Below are 18109 nucleotides of genomic sequence, written 5' to 3'. Positions count from 1 at the left end.
TTCCGGTTCAGCCCAGGACGGCGTCGCGCGTCGCCCGGAACTTCTCGGCGGCGGCTGCGACGTCGTGCGGGCGGCTGAAGACGTCGACTCCGAAGTCGGCTCCCAGGTAGGTGTCGGTCAACCCCACCGTCAGGGCCACGGACCTGCTCAGGACGTCGTCGGTACGGGGCAGCGCGCCGGGGCGGTAGGTGTGTCCGCGGGCCGGGGGTTCCACCGGGCGGAAGGGGCAGGACGGGTGGTCGGGATCGGCCAGGGCCCGCAGTTCCGGCAGGCCCCCGTAGTGGTGTTTGGGCGAGTGCAGCAGGGTCTTGGAGCCGAGGCCGGAGGCGACCTCATCGGCGGCCTCGCGGTCGTCGAAGACGTAGACCGCGACGGTGGCGCAGTCGCCTGCGGCGTCGTGCAGGACCCGTTCGGCGACGCCGTCGCGGGTGCCGATCGCGTCGGTGAGGTCGCGTTTGAGCGCGCGTGTGCGGGCCAGGACGTCGTCCAGGCGTGCCAGTTGCGCGCGCGCCACTGCCGCGCCGAACTCGCCCATCCGCAGGTTGAGACCCAACAGCACGTCGCCGGGGCCGGTTTCGCGCGCGTAGGGGAACCAGCCGTGGTGGTGGAAGGAGTAGGCCCGCTGGAACGTGGCGGCGTCGCGAGTCAGCAGGAGACCGCCGTCGCCGCCGGTGACGACCTTGAAGACGTTGAGCGAGAAGGCCCCGGCCTCGCCGATGCCGCCGAGCGGGCGGCCTCGGTAGGTGCCGCCGCACGCCTGTGCCGCGTCCTCGATCAGGAGCAGGTCGTGCTCACGGGCGATGCGGGTCAGGGCGTCCATGTCGCAGGAGGCGCCCAGCATGTGCACGGGCATGATCGCGCGGGTGCGCGGGGTGATCCTGGCGAGCACGTCCGCCGGATCGAGGGTGAGCGATTCGTCGATCTCGGCGAGCACGGGCGTCGCGCCGCTGTAGGCCACGGCGGACAGGCAGGCGACGTACATGTATCCGGGGACGATCACCTCGTCCCCGGGTCCGATGCCGAGCGCGGCGAAGGCGGTCAGCAGCGCCGAGGTGCCGCTGTTGACCGTCAGGCAGTGCGGGGACGCGAGCCGGCTCGCCGCCTCCCGTTCGAGCCGGCGGCACTGCGAGTCCTGTGCCACGGGTTGGGAGTGCACCCCGACCGTGTTCTGCCAGGCGTCGAGGACCTCCGCGATGTTGCGTCGTTCCTCGTCACCGAAGGACGCGTACCCGGGACCGGGCATGCGACCGCCTCCTCACGTCGTGTTCGTGGCCGGTGCGGTGGGACTCAGAACACCGTCGGGCAATACGGCGCCGGGTCGTGGTGGAACGCCCGGGTCGCGGCCCGGAGCGCGCCCGACCGGTGTTCGACCACCCGCCCGGCCGCGGCCAGTTGCGTCAACGAGGTGCCGCCGAGGTACACGGCACCCAACTCGCGTACGGTCAGGGCCAGATCGGCCGGGGCCGAGGTACGCGCGCACTCGGCCTCGTGCGTGCCGGTGCGCAGTCGCCAACGGCCCTCGTTCCACGGGCAGATCGGGTCGGCGACGTCCAGCACCAGATCGACCTCGGCGCCGTATCCGCGTCCGGCGAGGGCACGTTCGACGTCCACCGGGCGGGTGTAGAGCTGATCGCGCGCGACGGGCGCGGCGCTGCGCGGGTCGTCGAGCAGGGCCAGGATCGCGTCGTCGACCGGGCGGTCGGCGATCACCGTGCCGCCGAGGTCGATGTCGAGCAGGGCCCGCCACAGACTCGCGTACGCGGCCGGGTCGTTCGCGAACAACTCGCGGACGTGCACCTCGTAGCGCGGGTAGGAGTTCTCCCATCGGGCGGTCAGCGAGTAGAGGGCGTATCCCCTCGCCGGCTCGCCGTCGTCGGCCCCGGCCAGCATGCACAACAGCCGTCCCGCGCCGCCGCGCCGCTCCGGCAGGTCGAGCACCGCCCGGCGCATCCAGGTGCCGTCGCGCCGGGGCATGCCCGGCCGCCGATCGATGGCGTGCTCGTAGATTCGGGTGATGTCCGCGCCGCATCGAGCCGGGTCCAGGACGCGCACGGACAACGGCGGGTCGGCGGGCGGGGCGGTCAACTCGCTTGAGGAGCGGGGTATTTGGATCCGGACGGCGCGGGTGGCGGAGCCGAATCCGAAGCGTCCGTAGATGGCCGGCTCGGTGGTGTGCAGCGCGGCGACCGCCTCCTCACCGCGGTCGTGCAGGCCGGCCAGGGTGCGCCGGATCAGGCCGCGCATCAGGCCGCGCCGGCGGTGCGTGGGGTCCACGGTGACGTAGCCGATGCCCGCGATCGGCTGCCGACCGCCCGGGACGCTCATGTCCAGCGAGTACAGGGCGAGCGTGGCGCAGGTCTCGCCGGCGCGGTGCGCGAGCAGCGAGCGCTTCGGCTCGAATATGTCGCCGATGATTTTTCGATATTCCGGAACCGCCTCGTATCCGCCGTAGGCGAGGGCGACGACATCGGCGAATTGGTCCCATGAATCCGGCGCACGGAAATCGTACCCGTCGACACGTGATCGGCTCTGATCCACAGGCAAAGGCACCTCGCAGGCATGCGAAAGAGTTCGGGGTGCACGTCTCAACGACGACCCGAACGGGAGAATTGCCGAATTGCGGCGGCCCACGGCCGACCGACCACCGAGTGATCTTTATCGACCGCCGGCTGATCTTTACAGGCCATCGGCCAACAATCATGCTTCACGTCGGGCCTGCGACTGTCAAGGCTTGTCGAGGATTCGTTCGGGAAGCGACCGTGCGGGGTTCGCTACCGATCGATCGAGCGGGAATTGATCCTTCCGTTCCGGTGCTCCGAAATCGGAACAGATCATTCTGCCGAATTCCATGAAGATTGCCGGGGTGCCTTGTGATCTACGGAACCGATCGCTAACACTCGAACGCGACGCCGACGTGCGGATACGCGTCTTCGCTGCGACCGAGGAGATCACATGAGCAATCCGAGGTTTATCGCCGGCAACACCGCCATCGACGACTGGCAGCAGCACGTGGAGGAGGACAACGGCACCGGGATCTACATCGACGTGGACACCAGCGCGGGCAACTTCTCGGAAACCCCGGTGTACACGGCGAATCTGTGCGGGCGCGACTCCATGTGGACCACCACCGGTGGAAACACCATTTACACGCCGACCGCCAAGGGCTTCCGCATCTACGTGCGCTGGCAGGACGGTCGGCCGCTGCCGGTGGAATACGCGGTGAGCCACGGCTGGTATATCAGCTGGGTGGCGACCGAGGTCTGATCCGGCGTTTCGAAATTACTGACGGGAAAGCCCTCGGCGACCCATCGGCGAGGGCTTTCCCATCTTTTTCGGCGTCGCGGCCGCCGCTTGTCACGAGTTGTTCGCACCCATGCGACAGGGGACTTCATCGACATGCAGAGGTTGCGCGAGACACAGGTTGCACAATTCCTGGGCCGAGCCGTCTCCCTCCCGCCCGACCGGACCGTCCTGGACCTCGTCGAGGATTGGGCATCGCGAGCCCCACACGCCCCGGCCGTGGAATGCGCCGGCCGGGTCCTCGACTACGAGCGCATGACTCGGATGGCGAGCGCGCTGGCCCGTGATCTGCACGAACACGGCGCCGGACCCGGCGACCTGATACCGCTCGCCGCCCGCAACGGCCTCGGCCTGCCGGTGGCCATGCTGGCCGTCCTCAAGACGGGCGCGGCGTTCGTGCCCCTGGACGCGACCTGGCCGGAGCAGCGGCTGCACGGCATGATCCGCGCGTGCGACCCGAAGGTCGTGCTGTCCGTCGCCGGCCCGGACACGGAGCGGGACACCGGAGCCGGCACCGCGCGGGACACCGGAGCCGGCACGAGCCGGGACGCCCGGCCGACGTGGGGGGACGACTCCGACGCCCCCGTGACCCTCGCGGTCGACCTCGACCGGCTCGGCGCCCCGACCGCCGACCGCTTCGGCCCGCCGGCCCGCCCCGACGACCTCGCGTACGGCTTCTACACGTCCGGGTCCACCGGCGTACCCAAGTGCGCCCTCAACACGCACCGCGGCCTGCTCAATCGATTCCTCCACATGACCCGCCGGTTCGTGACCGACGACCCGGAACGGGTGCTCCAGAACAGCCGGCACACATTCGACTCGTCGCTGTGGCAACTCCTGTGGCCGCTCACCCACGGCGGAAGCGTCGTCATCCCGGAACCCCGCGGCATGCTCGACCTCGCCGCCACCGTCGACGTGATCGCGCGGCACCGGATCACGATGACCGACTTCGTCCCGACGATCTTCAACAGTCTGGTCGAACTGCTGCACTCGCAGCCGGAGTTGGTGCCACGACTCGGCTCTCTGCGACGGCTGCTGATCGGCGGCGAGGAGATCAACGCCCGCGCCGTCCGGCTGTTCCACGAGATGTTGCCCGACGTTGCGCTGATCAACACGTACGGCCCCACCGAGGCCGCGATCGGGTCGGTCTTCCACGACGTGACCCGCGACCGGCGCAGTCCGCTGCCGATCGGCCGTCCCATCGACAACACGTGGGCGATCGTCCTGGACGAGCACAACCGGCCGGTCGCGCCGGGCGAGATCGGCGAGATCCACATCGGCGGCGAGTGCCTGGGCCTCGGCTATCTGGGCGATCCGCAGCGCACCGATGCGGCTTTCGTCGCGAACCCGTTCACCGAGCTGCCCGGGTCGCGCATGTATCGCACCGGCGATCTCGGGCACCACGACGCGGACGGCGTGCTCTTCTTCGGCGGCCGACGCGACCAGCAGTTCAAGGTCGGCGGGGTGCGGGTCGAATCGGGCGAGGTCGAGCAGGCGATCGCCACGCACCCCGGCGTGCGCGAGGCGAAGGTGGTGGCGCACGAACACGGCGGCTCCACGTACCTGGCCGCCTTCGTCACCGTCGGCCGCGACACCTCGACCGACGACCTGATCCGCCACGCGCGCGCGACGCTCCCGGCCGAATTGACCCCGAAACGCTTCGTGATCCTGGAGAACATGCCGCTCAACGGCAATGGGAAGGCCGATCGCGGCGCCCTGAAACGACTGCTCGACCGCCCGGCGCAGGCCGGAGCGCCCGCCGCCCCGGTTCCGCCGGGCACCGCCGGCGGCGCGACCCGGCCCCTGTCGACCGCGGAACACGCGCGGCAGGCATTGCTCGACCTGTGGGCCGAGGTGCTCCCGGAACCCGTCGTACACGCCGACAAGGACTTCTTCGACAGCGGCGGCGACTCGCTCAGCGCCCAGCGACTCGCCCTGGCCATCGCGGCCCGCTTCCGGACCCGCTTCTCCGTACGCGACGTGGTCGCGGCCCCCACCGTGACGGACCAACTCGCGGCGCTGCGCGGCCGAACCGGGCCGAACGGCAACGGAAACGGCGGCGGCACCGGCGCCTCGACCGCCGCACGGCGGACCCGCCCGGGTCCCGCCGAGCACTTCGGCCACGATCCGGTGCTCCCGCCGGACATCCGACTCCCGTACGCGCCACCGGAACCGCGCGTCGAGCACGTGCTGCTCACCGGCGTGACCGGCTTCGTCGGCGCACAACTGCTGTACGACGTGCTTCGCCTGCCCGGGGTCGCCGCGTACTGCCTGGTCCGCGCCGACGACGCGGAATCCGCCCGCAGGCGCGTCGCGGACAACCTGCGCCACTACGGCCTCTGGCGCGACGAGCACGCCGAGCGCCTGCGCGTCGTGGTCGGCGACCTGTCCGCCCCGGGCCTGGGCCTGGACGACGCGGACGCGCGCCGCCTCGCCGAGCGCGTCGACACGATCGTGCACGCCGGCGCCCTGGTCAACCTCGTGCGCGGATACTCGGCGCACCGCCCGGCGAACGTCGAGGGCACCGTGGAGATCCTGCGGTTCGCGACGCGGTGCCGGCCCAAAGCGCTGCATTTCGTGTCCACCCTGGCCGCGCGCGGCCGGGCACCGGTCCCCGACGGCCCCGGGTCCCGGGCGCCCGAGGCGCCGTGGCCCGCCGCCGACGCCGCCACGACCGGGTACGGGCGGTCCAAGTGGGTGGCCGAACGACTCGTCCTCCAGGCGGCGGAGCGCGGCCTGCCGACGGCGGTGCACCGGCTCGGCGAGGTCATGCCCGCCACCGACACGGGTGTCCCGAACACCGGCTCCCGTACGGACCTGTTCATCCGGGCGTGTCTGCGGGTGGGCGGGTATCCCACGAACCCGCTGCTCCTGGACTACACGCCCCTGGACACCGTCGGCGCGCTGCTGGCCGCCGCCGTGGCGCACCACGAACGCGGCTGGTTCCACCTCCTGCATCCCACGCCCGTGCAACTCGGGGGGCTGCTGGGGGCGTTCGGCGCGGCCTTCGGGCTGGAGCCGGTCGGATACGAGACGTTCTGGGCGGCCCTGCACGACGCCTCGCTCGCCGCGCCGGGAGACCGCACTCTGGCGGGGGCACTGGCCGTACTGCCGGCGCCCGACGGGGATCCGCAACCGCACCGGAATCGGCTGGCCGACGTGTTCCAGGACGGCACGGCGCTGTTCTCCGTCACCCGCGCCGAACGGCTGGCCCGGCGGATCGGCCTGCGACCGCCCGTCATCGACGCGAACGTCTTCGACCGCTACGTCCACTACCACCGGATGTCGACGCGCTCGTGACGCGGCCGACGACCCGACGGGGGCACCGACGCGAGCCCCACCCACCGCCCGAAACCGGTCGGTGGGGCTCGAACAGCTCAGCGGATGGCCCGCCCGGGCTTGCGCACCAGGACATGGCCGGTGCCGGCCGCCGCGTACACCGGGGGACGCGGCCGGACCCACGTGTGGGCGAACGGCATGTCGTAGGCGCCGACGGAGCCCACCAGGACCAGCTGCCCCGGGCGCAGCGACGAGGGTCCGTCGACGGCTCGGGCGAAGACGTCGCCCTCGTAGCAGTTGTTGCCGTACACCGCGTACGGCTCCCGGGCGGAATCGGCGGCGGGCGCGTCCCGCGTACCGCCCGCGTCGTCGGTGTCCGAAGGCACGAACTCGATCGGGTGGTTGCGCGACTTCACCGTCCGGGCGAGGTTGGTGCCGGCGTCCAGCACCAGCAGGTCGGGGCCCTCGGCGCGGCGTTTGCGGACGGCCACCCGGGCGACGAGCACGCCGTGTTCCTCCGCCAGGCTGCGCCCCGGCTCGACGATCAGGTGCACGTCCCGGGGCCGCAGCCCGAGCAGCCCGCACTCCTCGGCCACCTCGGCCGCGAACTCCGCCCAGGGCGCCGCCGGATCGGCCGTGTCGCCGCGCGGTGGAAACCCGCCGCCGATATTCAGGACGAAGGGCTCCGGGGCGTCGTGGGCCAATTCCGGCAACGTCTCGCGCCACAGTCGTATCGCGGCGCGGTACGTCCGCGGGCCGCCGACCAGGGTTCCCACGCCCAGATGTACGCCCCGCACCCGCACTCCCGCATCGGCCAGAATGCGCCGGGCCCACGGCACCTCGTCGGGCATCAATCCGAATCGCGACCACTCCCCCGAATCGGTCCTGATGGCCAGGCGTAAACATACGCGCGGTCGTGGACCGCCCTCGGGAATCGCGGCGGCGACGTGTTCGATCTCCGCCGCCGAGTCGATCTGTATGCCGACCCCGAGCGTCAGGGCCCGGGTCAATTCCGCGGCATGTTTCACCGGCCCGTCGAAGAGAATGCGATCGGGCGGGAAACCGTCGTTCACGGCGGTTTCGAGTTCCGGGCCGGAGACCACTTCGGCGGTCGCCCCCAGTGTGCACAACAGCCGCGTGAACGCGGTCAGTGGATTGCTCTTGTAGGAATACGCCAGGGTGAACCGCGGAAACCACTCGCGCCATGCCTTGTCCATCGCCGAGAAATCCCGCTCGACCCCGCTCGGATCGACCACGTAGAAAGGTGTCGGTATTTCCCGGGCGATCCGCTCGGCCGCGGCTTTCAGCCGATTTTCGATCACGACCAACCTCCGAATTTCCCGTCGGATACGAGGGAAGGTTTTCACCGTAGGACACCGATCCTGCGCATGTCGAGCCTCGAAAAGGGGAACTCCGATCGGCGCCGGCCGCACCCGCGGGCGGCTTTTCGGCAAACCGTATCGAGGTAACGACCGGAGTGTTAATGTCCCGGAATGAATGATGCCTTTCCCATATGGGATCCCGAGCGTGACCTGATCGCCATACCCGGCGCGCCCGGCTCTTCGGGACCTTACGCACAGTTGGTGGGGGCGGCCTTCGAGAGGGTGGGCGCGGGTCTGGGGGCCGAGCGGGTGTTGAAAGCGGGGGCGCTGCTGCCCGCGGTCTCGGTGTTGGAGCGCACGGCGGAGCCAATCCTGCGCCGCCGAATCCTTACGGTGGTGCAGTGCCTGGAGCGTGTGGTCGAGCGTTATCCCGACGACCCCCGACTGTGGGACTTCCTGGAGGTCCCGGCGGTGTTGCACCGGTGGATCATGCGGCACGACCATCGAACGCGGCCTCGGGTGGACTTCTGTCGGCCGGACCTGGTCGGCGCGGATCTGGGTTCCGTACGGGTGTTGGAGTTCAACCCGAGCAGCCCGGGAGGTGTCATGGTGACGGGCACGGTCAACCGCATGTGGCGGGGATCGCCGATGGGGGACGTCCTGGCAGGGTGGGGCGTGCCCGACGCACCGATGGAACAACCGTCCTGGTTCGCGGACTGGGTACTCGCCCACGGTCGTGAACGCGGCGTTCCCAACGCACGGACCCAACGGATCGCGCTGATCCGCGGTCGGCGCCGGTCGCGGTTCGAAGTCGACGTGATGCGGGCCCAGTTCACCGCGCGGGGCCGGGCGTTGATCCCGGTGGACGCCGACGACGCCGCCGCCCTGTCGAAGTTCGCGTTGGCGTACCTCAAGTACGTCCCGGCCGACGCCGCCGAGGTCGAGCGGTGGGACGTGTTGTGCGCACGGTTGACCGCCGGCGACCTGGTCGCGCCCAATGCGTTGGCCGAGCGCTGGGTGGCGGAGAACAAATTATGCCTGGCCGTGATGTCCGATCCCCGGTTCCGACACCTGTTCACCCCCGCGCAGCACACGGCGCTGCACGCGCTCGTGCCCTGGAGCCGCAAACTCGGCGACGGCGTCTCCGTGGCCGAGGCGATCGCCGGTCGTGTCGACCTGGTCGTCAAGGCCCCCTACGGATTCCGCGGCCAGGCCGTACACATGGGGGTCGACACGGACCCGCGCACCTGGACGGATCTGCTGCGAGATCCGGCGCGGCGGGGATGGCTCGTTCAGGAACGTGTCGCGCCCTCGTGCGTCGACACCGATGGAGGGCGATACATGCGCGACCTGAAGGTCGCGGTTCTGCGTGGGCGGGTGATCGGCTACGGGTCGCGGATGGGCCGTAACCATGTTCTCAACGGAGCCCTCGGCAGCGCGATGGCCGCCGTGTTCGCCCCACACACCCTCGACACGGCCTGAGGCCGAACGACGCCCGAAGGTAAACTCCGTCAGTCCTTGCGGCCGGTCGCCGCGACCGTCACACCCAGCCCGATCATCGCCGGCCCGCCCACGGCTCCGGTTACGGCGGTCCCGTGCCGTGGGGGCTGTGGCGGACGCGGTACGGGGTCCACCACACGTATCGGCCCACCCGGTGCAGCAGGCCCGCGTCGTGGTAGCGCGCGGTCACCGCTTCGGTCGGGTCCGTCGTGGCCACGCCGCGCAGCAGCGGCTCGATGACCTGTGCGTAGCGGGGGTTGCGGATGACCAGGCGGCGGAACGGGTCGGCGCGGTGGTCGCGGACCTCGATGAAGCCGGGGCCGTGGCGGTAGCCGAACTTCGCGGGGCGGAAGTCGGCACGCCAGGCGGCGGCGAGGCGGTCTGTGTCGCCGTCTCCGTCTCCGTCGATCACGGTGGTCGGCGGGTGCAGGTGGCCGAGCGGGCGCCAGTCCCAGGGCCCGGCGGGCGGGCGGAGCGCCCAGTCGACGGCGATGCCGTGCGCGGTGAGTTCGCGGACGACCACGAGTCCCGCCACGGCCACCGCGCCGTCGGCCTCGACCCCGCCGTCGGACAGGTCGATCGCGGCGTGCAGCCGGGCCAGGCACGCACCGCCCGCGGCGAGCCGCGCGACCTCGTCCAGGGGGTCGCCGGCGACATCCGCCTCGCCGAGGTACATCCCCGGTATCCGCATGGCCTCCGGGTCGCGATCGCGCCACAGGGCCAGCCGTACCGGCGGGAGGTCAGTGCTCATCGGCGGCCAAGGCGGGTACGAGCGTCGGCCGGCGCGGCCGGATCGGCGCCGGGTTGCGTGCGGCCGGCGCGACCTGGACGACCTCGCCGCCTTCGGCGAAGACCACGCCGAGCGAGCGCCACCGGGCAAGCAGGTCCTCGACGGCCGCCGCGGTGACCCCGTCGTGGCGCGCGGCGGTCTTGCGCAGCAGCGCCGCCGGGCTGTGCGGGGTGTCGAGCAGCCGGAACACCGTCGTCTCGATCGGGTCGACGAGTTCGAGCAGGTGCCAGTCGAAGCCGGGTCGGGTGTCGACCAGGACGATGTGGTCCCCGAGGTCGTGGTGGGTGAGCCGACTGCGCGGATGCGCGGCGATCCAGTCGGCGATGGCCGGCCGCAACCGATCCAGGCACGCCGCCGAGATGCCGCGCCGGGGCACATCGAAGATGTAGACGAGATCGGCGAGTTCCGCCTCGGGCAGGTCGTAGATGTGCCGGTAGTGCGCGGCCGGTCGGGGTGGGCCGAAGCCCAGTTCGGGCCGGTCGAAGTACGGACTGAAACGCTCGACCTTGACCCGGGTGGCACCGGCGGGCGGCATGAGGTGGTGCAGCGCGGGCAGTTGGTCGATCACGTCGTCGTAGTCCTCGTCGGTCTCGCCGGGAAAACCGTAGAGGTGGTTCCAGCTCACCTCGGTCCCGACGGTCTGCGCGTCGCGGAGCAACCGCACGTTGCGACAGGCCGTCACGCCCTTGTCCATCAGCCGCAGCACCTTGCTGCTCAGGTTCTCGATCCCCGGTTGCACATGGCTGATCCCGGCCGCGTACAGGGTTTCGAGTTGGTCCCGGCGCAGGTTCGACTTGATCTCGTAGCCGATCCGCAGGTCGTATCCGGACTCGGCGAGGCGCGGGGCCATCGAGCCGAGGTAGGCCATGTCGATGATGTTGTCGGTGACCCACACGTCGAGGATGCGGTGTCGTTCGACCAGGGCGAGGAGTTCGGCGACGAACCGGCCCGGGTCCTTGCTGCGGAACTCCATGAACGAGCCGTTGAGTCCGCAGAACGTGCAGTGGTGCTTCGCGCCCCACCAGCAACCGCGCGAACTCTCGACGACGAGCCGGGGTTCGACCCAGGAGCCCGCGGTCGACCTCGCGTGTCGTTCGAAGTAGTCGCCGTAGTCGGGCGCGACGAGCGCACCCGGGGGCAGCGGCGCGGCCTCCATCGGGTTGACCACACACGCGCCGTCCGACGTGCGCCAGCACAGACCCGCGATGTCGGCCAGTGCCTTCTCGTCGCGGTCGCCGTCGATGGTGGCGGTGAGCAGTTGTGGGAAGGCCACCTCGCCCTCGCCGCGCACGACGGCGTCGATGTACGGGAAGTTGCGGTGCAGCGCGGCACCCTGCGGGCCGTCGCAGTTCGCGCCGCCGAACACGGTGAACGTGTGCGGCGCCAGCTCCTTGACGATGCGCGCCGCGGCCAACGTCGCGGCGTTTTGCGCGAACGTGGTGGTGAAGCCGACCACGTCCGGCGCCTCGGCGACGATCCGGGCGGCGCTCTCGCGGACGAACCTCGGGGCGAGTTCGTGCAGTTCGAGCGTCCTGGCGGTCATGCCGGCGGGCACTCGACCGGTCAGGCGGGCGGTGAACTCCGGTACCTGCCAGCGCGGGCGGTCGTTCAGCGCGGCCGAGAAGATCCATTCGCTGAGCCCGGAGAAGTAGGAGTTGGCGCAGAACTCGTATTCCTCTGCGGTGAAGCCGGTGTGCGCGACCAGCCAGTCGACGTAGTCGAGGTTGGCGTGCACGACGTCGACGTGGGCGTCGGGGAAGACGTCGAGGACGCGGCGGCGCAGGATGCCCAGGGCCAACGAGGGCATGTCGATCGACGACCACGGCATGTCCACGAGCACCACGCGCATGTCGCTCACCAGCGCCCGCGCCGGCTCAGCGCGGCGCGGGCGGCGTCGCCCGCGGGCGTCGGGGTGGTCTCGAACGCCGCGGCCACCCGCGCGGAGACCGGGCCGTGCGCGAGTCCGGTGGGGGTGGCGAAGTACGCGTAGAGCGTGGTCTCTTCCGGGGGGCCGGCCACGCCCGGGCCCCAGCCCGCGATGGCCGCCCGGGTATACCGGCGCAGCGCCGCGTGGCCGTGGTCGGTACGCACGACGCCCTCGACCCCGATCAGGAACGACAGCGGCTGCTCGTGGCAGAGCGCGGTGAACAGGGAGAGCATCAGTTCGTGGTCGACGGTCTCGCGCACGGTCGTGGCGGTCGCCTCGGGCAGATCGAGCAGGAATCGTGCGAACGCCTCCTCCACCGACAGGCCGGGGCCGAGGTGGGGGACCAGCCGGAAGGCGCCGAAGTGGGTCGAGGTCAGGAACCCGTCGAGCAGGTCGGCGTCGTCGTGGCCGGCCGCGCGGAGCGTGTGCAGGCTGCGCGGGAACGAGCCGGCGAGCCCGCCGGCGCGGCCGAGCCGCCAGATCCGGGAGCGGAACCTGCGTGCGGCGGCGTCGAGTTCGTCGAGTTCGACGGTCTCCAGACACTCCAACTCGCCCGGGTTCGTCGCCACCTCGGCGGCGCCTTCGTCGGCCAGGCGGGCGCGCAGGTCGCGGTCGAGCAGGAGACGCATGAGCAGGTCGGCGAGTTGCCCGCCGGCCAGGCCCGTACCGGTCGCCGGCGGAGCGGAGGTCGTCTCGCGCGGTGGCGCGGAGGTGCCGACGAGGCGGTCGTCGCCACGCCGCCATGCGTCGGCCAGGTCCCGCAGGCGCTCGAAGTTGGGCCGGGACCGCTCCACCAGCCGGCCGTCCTCGCGGTACATCGGGTCCTCGTAGCTGACCCCGAGCAGGTTCGGGCAGCGCGGCAACAGGTATTCGGTGAGCTGTAGTTGCTCGTCCAGGAGCACGCCGTGGTGCAGGTCGCGGAACTTGCCGCCGACGATCTGGCAGCCCGACAGGTGCAGTTCGCGACAGCGGTCGAGGGGTAGGGCCTCGATCCCGTCGAGCATGTGGCGGCCGGTGCGGCCGCGCAGCCACTGGTAGCTGAGCAGATGGCCGACATCGAGGGTGACCCACACGTCGGCGTCGTCGGCCAGCCTGGCGAAGTACTCGAACGCGTCGAGACCGCCGAGGTGGAAGGACCCGCCCTCGGTGAAGCCGGGGAACTCCACGTGCAGCGGCGCGGCCAGGCGCCGGGCGGTGTCCGCCGTGTTGGCGGTGGCGATCTGCAGGCCGCGTTCGGTCAGCGGCGGCGGCAGCGGATACGGCAGCGGGCAGCCGCGCAGGCTCCAGATCCCCAGGTCTTCGACAACCCAGGACAGGTCGTGGCGGGCGGTGAGTTCGTTGGTGAACTCGATGGTGGGGCCGCGATCGTAGCGCTCGGGCGAGCCCATGTTCAGCTCGGTCTGGTGCAGTGCGCGGCGGGTCCCGGTGGGCAGTGCGGCGAAGAAGCGGTCGTAGGCGGGGGCGTAGTCGGCCATGCGTACGGCGGCTCGCGAACGCGGCTGGAACGAGGGGCAGGCGTAGGCGAAGTCGTGGCCGTGGCGCCGGAAGAACGCGCGCACGCGCGGCGAGATGTTGCCGCCGTCGGGCGTTTCGACGAAGCCGATGCCCCGATTGCCCAGGGTGCCTCCGCTCCACGGCATGTCCATGACCAGGCCCAGACCCAGCCTGGTCGTGGTGGCTGACGTTGGTGTCACGACGGCCTCCCGGCGTACTCGACGTCCGCCTCGATGATGGTGCCCGGATGGGGTCGGCCGGCCAGCGCGCCGACCAGGCGGCCGAGGAGCAGCCGGCCGCGTGCGGTACGCGCCGCGAGCAGACCGTCGGCACGCTGCGCGACGTCGCGGCGCGGCAGCGCGTAGAAGCGTTCCCGAACCAGATCGGCGATGGCGATCCGGTCGTGGACGCCGTCGAGTTCGGTGGGGACGATGCGCACCCACGGGTGTGGCTCCACCAGTTCGGCCTCGCGCGGGCCGGTCCCCGGGGCGCTGCTCGGGGGCGAGAGCCGGCCGGCCCGGCCCGGGGTGACCGTGCGGAAGACCCGCTCCAGTCGATCCAGCGCCTCGGCGCGGGCGGGACCGCCGCCGACCGCCATCGGATAACCGACCCGGCCGCCGAGGTAGTTGAGTTCCGGATTGCCGGTGAGCGGCCCGGAGGTGTCCAGCGCCAGGCCGAAGTGCTCGGGGTGCCGGGCGAGCCGGCTGCCGGGCTCGGCGATCAGCAGCTCCAGCGCGTCGATGCCGATCCGGTCCTGGTTGTCCGTCAGGAAACGCAGGGATTCCTCGAACTCGTCCGGCGTCTCGTCGAGGACGTGCCCCATCACGGACAGTCGCATGGTGATGCCCGCGTCGGCGAGGTTGTCGACGATGCGCTGGTAGTCGGCCGCGCGCACGCCCCGGTCCAGCACGTCGAGCAGGCGCTGCGAGGTGCCCTCGTAACCGATGGCGATCTGCGCACAGCCGAGGTCGGCCAGCTCGCGGCAAAACCCCGGGTCCAGCAGGCCGGGTTCGAGGCGGGCGCGCACATCGAAGCGCACCCGGACGCCGCGGGCCCGGGCCAGCCGCATCGCCCGGGCGATCAACCGGAGGTTGGTGTTCTCGTCGGCGATCGCGACGAGTTCGGCGCCGGTGTCCCGGACCACCGACTCGACGGCGTCGGCCAGTTGCGCGGGAGTGCCCTGCTGGTAGCCGCCGCGGGCCAGGGAACGATTGCCGTAGGAGCAGAAGGCACACCGGCCCCAGTAGCAGCCCACGCAGGACACGATGGCCAGTTGGGTGGTCTCCGAGAGGTAGGCGTGGATCGGCAGGTCGGCGAAGTCGGGCGGGCCGAGATCGCGAAACCGCAGTCGTACCGGGCGCGTCGAGCACTGCGCGGCGCCGTCGGGCGAGAGCCAGGTCATGCCGGGTACGTCGGCCTGTGCGGCGGTGCCGTCCAGCGCGTCGAGCCAGCGTTCCAGCGGCTCCTCGCCCGCCGTGTGGCACAGGGCGTGGACGGTGTGCCGCACGCCGACGAGCGCGGCCAAGTCCTGGTGACGGAGCATCACCTGCTGGCCGCCGAGGCAGACGTGTGCGTCGGGTCGCAGCCGCCGCACCCAGGCGGCGATCAGCAGTGCCGGTGCCACCTGGCTGAAGAACGCCACGGACAGGCCGACCACGCGGGGCCGGTATCGGGCCAGCAGGTCCACGACGTGACGGTGGAGCCGCTCGACCGCGACACCGGACGCGGCGGGCGGCACCGCGGCGGCTACGCGCACGGCGTCGTCGAGTTGCCCGAGGTCGCGCCAGGTCCGGGTGAGGAGCGTGTCGCCGACAAACAGCTCGACGGCGTTGCGCGCGAGCCGAAGCGCGTCGAACGCGGCGGATGCGTGGGCCGGTTGGGGCTCGTGAGGCGCGTCGGCCGGTCGCTCCATGGCCCTGGCGCGGATCTCGCCCGCGTGCTCGATCACGACGTCGGCCATGGCCTGCCGATACCAGCCGTCCAGACCGGTGCCGCCACGGGCCGCGACCGCGGCGGTCAACGTCTGCGGGTGTCGCAGCACGTCGTGCACCAGGCCGATGTTGAGATCGGCCTGGTGGACGCGCCGACCCCGACGCCGCAGGTGGCCGGTCAGGTAGGGCAGGCTCAGGTACGGGAAGAACCTGGCCTCGGTCTGCGGCGGAAAGATCAGGAGGACGTCGACCCGATCACCGCCGCCTGCCCGTTCGGACGGCACATTCCCACCTCGGCAGTCCGGGGTCTCAGATGGAGACGTCTTCCTCGTTGTTCGCCGCGATGTAGGTGTAGGAGTGGTAGGCCCCACCGACCTTCAACTCGCTGGTCTCGATCACTTCGAGGTCGTCGAGCTCGGCGAACTCTTCCTCGTCGGCGGCGGTTTCTACCGTCACCTCGGGCGGTGCAACACTCATGATCCCTCCCCTGGCGCGCGATGGTGGCTGACGCCTTCACGGTAGCGGTGTGGGGTGGTGTGTCAACAGCCGTATGACAAAAGCAAGTTGCGCTCGGAGGAATCGGCCTCGTCGAGAAAGCGCGCGACCCAGCGGCTCGTCGTCTCGTCGGCCTGGCGCGCGATACCGGGCGCGGGGATGCGCTCGGGCACCTCGACGTCGAGAAAGGCCAGACACCCCCGCACGCCGTCCTCGTACTTCACGAGCAGGTCCTCGTAGACGACGACGTGGGGTGTGATGCGGTGGCGGTCGAAGTACCGCGCCCAGGTCGCCGCGTCGTGATCGAGCATGCGCAGGTGCCGGCGGATGCCGTCGTGGTCGTAGCGCGGGGTCGAACTCGCCCGCCCCGTCGGCAGGTAGGTCCCGTCGACGATCCACACGCCGGTCTGCTCGGCCACGGTGTACGAGATCGCCTGCCGCAGGCGGTCCCGGCGCACCATGTGGATGTAGCGCGGCACGCACAGCAGTTCGTGCGGATCGACCTCCAGGGTGGCCAGGTGACCGGCGTGCACCTTGATGCCGAAGACGCCGTTGGGACTGGTCCGGCACCGCATCAGGGCGCGGACATGGGCGGCGGGCAACCCGTCCGGATCGTCGGCGTCGAATCCCCAGCGCTCGAAGTAGTCGAGGACGTGGGCATCGGCCAGGTAGTCCTCGGGGAAGCCGGCCACGCCGGTATGCCACAGCGCACGGGCAAGCATGTTGCTGCCGCAGCGCGGGCTCGACGCCAGGACGTAGCGAACCGGCGGCGGGCCGGCGAACGGCGGGAAGTCGTACTGCTCACCGTTCGTCGAGTATCGCAGCGCCACGACCACCACTCCCGCTCCTCGCCACCGTCCCGAACAGCCCTGTGACGCGCGGCTCTTGTGATGCTATCGGCAGATGTGATTACCCCCGGAGCAGAACCGTCCCCTACCTTGAGGCCGTCCGACCGGAGCTGTACGAGAACGTCCCGCTCGACGGTGGTTGGTTCGGACCCTGCGGCGGTGCCCGTCCTCCGGTTCCGCACCCCCTTCCCCCCTTCCCGAGGAGACGCATGTCTCGCCGCGTCACACCACGCTTACGTCCCCGTCCCTTCCCCATCGGCCTGGTGACCGCTCTGATCGCCACGCTCGTCGCCTTCCTCGCCCTGGCTCCGGCCGGGCCCGCCGGCGCGTCCGGCTCGCGGCCGTCCGGCGCCGTTCCCTCCCCCACCGCGCCCCACCAAGGGGTCGTGGCGCAGAACTCCTCCGACGCGCCGACTCCCGGGCGCGACAAGGCCGTTCAGGCTTTCGTCGAGCAGCGCGCCAAGCTGCGCGCGGCCCTGACCGGGGACCCCGCGAGCGCCCCGAACGACGCCGCGACCGCCGCCTCCGGCGCGAGCCTCGCGCCGACGCACAACTTCTGGGGCATCTTCCCGCAGGCCGGCACCCACGACGGCATCACCGCGACCCACAGCGTTGATCCCTCGTACAAGGTGAGCAACTCGCAGAACTTCACCTACGCCCCGACCACCAAGGCACTGAACTCGTGCATGGAGGTCGTCACCGCCTACTGGAGCCAGGGCGCCGAGATCTGGGCATGGGACTGGTGCGGCACGAGCGGCCCCGCCAAGACCGTGAAGGTGGACGCCGCGTTCCTGGCGAAGTACACCACCACCGTCAACGGAATCACCTCCTACAGCGTGCAGTTGAGCAAGGACGCGACCTCGGGCAACGCGTGGTCGTCGTTCCTGTACAACTACAAGACCCAGGCGTGGGAGTCGCTGTTCCGCTCGTCCGGCACCGACCAGAGCGCACTGAACTACGGCTGGGACATCTTCGAGATCTACGCCACGGTCAACCCCGCCACCGGTAAGGGCTACTACTGCACCGAGGCCCGCAATACCACGTTCGACAGCACCGACATCAAGCTCCGCCGGGGCGGCGCGTGGCAACTCGCGACCCCCACCGACTCCCCGTGGACCAGCACCAGCCCGCGAGGCAGCGACTACCTGTGCCCGTCGCTGACCTTCACCCGAGCCGCGCAGAACCACCACTGGACGGTGCACCCCTGATCGTCCGCACGACCG

The 18109-nt window shown here is 70.9% G+C and carries 13 protein-coding genes; 4 read left to right on the top strand and 9 right to left on the bottom strand.

Features of this window, described 5'->3' with window-relative positions; translation table 11 throughout:
* Window positions 1–7: 7 nt before the first annotated feature.
* Together ACWGR4_RS40410 and ACWGR4_RS40405 are read right to left on the bottom strand one after the other, a co-directional pair.
* A complete protein-coding gene (locus ACWGR4_RS40410; protein WP_380007649.1) occupies window positions 8–1243 on the bottom strand; it encodes a DegT/DnrJ/EryC1/StrS family aminotransferase in 1236 nt (411 codons plus the stop codon).
* A gap of 44 nt (window positions 1244–1287) precedes the next feature.
* A complete protein-coding gene (locus ACWGR4_RS40405; protein ID WP_452129374.1) occupies window positions 1288–2538 on the bottom strand; it encodes a GNAT family N-acetyltransferase in 1251 nt (416 codons plus the stop codon).
* Window positions 2539–2952: 414 nt separating this feature from the next.
* Between ACWGR4_RS40405 and ACWGR4_RS40400 the strand changes: the two genes are divergently transcribed.
* On the top strand, window positions 2953–3264 hold the full coding sequence (locus ACWGR4_RS40400; protein WP_078982114.1) for a hypothetical protein: 312 nt from the start codon (window positions 2953–2955) through the stop codon (window positions 3262–3264).
* Window positions 3265–3396: 132 nt separating this feature from the next.
* On the top strand, window positions 3397–6600 hold the full coding sequence (locus ACWGR4_RS40395) for an amino acid adenylation domain-containing protein (protein WP_452129375.1): 3204 nt from the start codon (window positions 3397–3399) through the stop codon (window positions 6598–6600).
* A gap of 77 nt (window positions 6601–6677) precedes the next feature.
* Here ACWGR4_RS40395 and ACWGR4_RS40390 read toward each other — a convergent pair whose 3' ends face one another.
* The gene (locus tag ACWGR4_RS40390) at window positions 6678–7901 is read right to left on the bottom strand and encodes a hypothetical protein (protein WP_452129376.1); all 1224 of its coding nucleotides are present in this window, start codon (window positions 7899–7901) and stop codon (window positions 6678–6680) included.
* Window positions 7902–8072: 171 nt separating this feature from the next.
* On the opposite strand from ACWGR4_RS40390, the gene ACWGR4_RS40385 reads away from it, so the two are divergent.
* Window positions 8073–9383 carry a hypothetical protein gene (locus tag ACWGR4_RS40385; protein WP_452129377.1) on the top strand — a complete coding sequence of 437 codons (1311 nt, stop codon included), beginning with the start codon at window positions 8073–8075 and terminating at the stop codon, window positions 9381–9383.
* Between the two features lie 100 nt (window positions 9384–9483).
* Here the strand turns inward: ACWGR4_RS40385 and ACWGR4_RS40380 are convergent, their stop codons facing one another.
* The 6 genes from ACWGR4_RS40380 to ACWGR4_RS40355 form a co-directional block, all read right to left on the bottom strand.
* Window positions 9484–10152, bottom strand: a complete 669-nt coding sequence (locus ACWGR4_RS40380; RefSeq protein ID WP_380007664.1) for a DUF5825 family protein — start codon at window positions 10150–10152, stop codon at window positions 9484–9486.
* The gene (locus ACWGR4_RS40375; RefSeq protein WP_452129378.1) at window positions 10142–12040 is read right to left on the bottom strand and encodes a RiPP maturation radical SAM C-methyltransferase; all 1899 of its coding nucleotides are present in this window, start codon (window positions 12038–12040) and stop codon (window positions 10142–10144) included. Before ACWGR4_RS40375 ends, ACWGR4_RS40380 begins: the two co-directional genes overlap by 11 nt.
* 5 nt (window positions 12041–12045) lie before the next feature.
* On the bottom strand, window positions 12046–13812 hold the full coding sequence (locus tag ACWGR4_RS40370; protein WP_452129379.1) for a multinuclear nonheme iron-dependent oxidase: 1767 nt from the start codon (window positions 13810–13812) through the stop codon (window positions 12046–12048).
* Window positions 13809–15827 (bottom strand): B12-binding domain-containing radical SAM protein, encoded by a 2019-nt coding sequence (locus ACWGR4_RS40365; RefSeq protein WP_452129380.1) that lies wholly within the window; start codon window positions 15825–15827, stop codon window positions 13809–13811. The genes ACWGR4_RS40370 and ACWGR4_RS40365 overlap by 4 nt, the downstream gene beginning before the upstream one ends.
* 25 nt (window positions 15828–15852) lie before the next feature.
* The gene (locus ACWGR4_RS40360) at window positions 15853–16020 is read right to left on the bottom strand and encodes a hypothetical protein (protein WP_380007676.1); all 168 of its coding nucleotides are present in this window, start codon (window positions 16018–16020) and stop codon (window positions 15853–15855) included.
* 62 nt (window positions 16021–16082) lie between these two features.
* The gene (locus tag ACWGR4_RS40355; RefSeq protein WP_452129381.1) at window positions 16083–16868 is read right to left on the bottom strand and encodes a Stf0 family sulfotransferase; all 786 of its coding nucleotides are present in this window, start codon (window positions 16866–16868) and stop codon (window positions 16083–16085) included.
* Window positions 16869–17149: 281 nt separating this feature from the next.
* Here ACWGR4_RS40355 and ACWGR4_RS40350 point away from each other — a divergent pair, with 281 nt between their 5' ends.
* On the top strand, window positions 17150–18094 hold the full coding sequence (locus ACWGR4_RS40350; protein ID WP_452129382.1) for a carbohydrate-binding protein: 945 nt from the start codon (window positions 17150–17152) through the stop codon (window positions 18092–18094).
* Window positions 18095–18109: the final 15 nt, after the last annotated feature.

Source organism: Embleya sp. NPDC055664 (assembly GCF_053618075.1).
The sequence above is the reverse complement of the archived record's forward strand: the minus strand, read 5'-3'. Positions and strand labels throughout refer to the sequence as shown.

Coding starts and splice junctions, on each gene's coding strand:
- ACWGR4_RS40410 (WP_380007649.1), bottom strand. CDS start 1,243: ATGCCCGGTCCCGGGTACGCGTCCTTCGGTGACGAGGAACGACGCAAC.
- ACWGR4_RS40400 (WP_078982114.1), top strand. CDS start 2,953: ATGAGCAATCCGAGGTTTATCGCCGGCAACACCGCCATCGACGACTGG.
- ACWGR4_RS40395 (WP_452129375.1), top strand. CDS start 3,397: ATGCAGAGGTTGCGCGAGACACAGGTTGCACAATTCCTGGGCCGAGCC.
- ACWGR4_RS40385 (WP_452129377.1), top strand. CDS start 8,073: ATGAATGATGCCTTTCCCATATGGGATCCCGAGCGTGACCTGATCGCC.
- ACWGR4_RS40380 (WP_380007664.1), bottom strand. CDS start 10,152: ATGAGCACTGACCTCCCGCCGGTACGGCTGGCCCTGTGGCGCGATCGC.
- ACWGR4_RS40375 (WP_452129378.1), bottom strand. CDS start 12,040: ATGCGCGTGGTGCTCGTGGACATGCCGTGGTCGTCGATCGACATGCCC.
- ACWGR4_RS40360 (WP_380007676.1), bottom strand. CDS start 16,020: ATGAGTGTTGCACCGCCCGAGGTGACGGTAGAAACCGCCGCCGACGAG.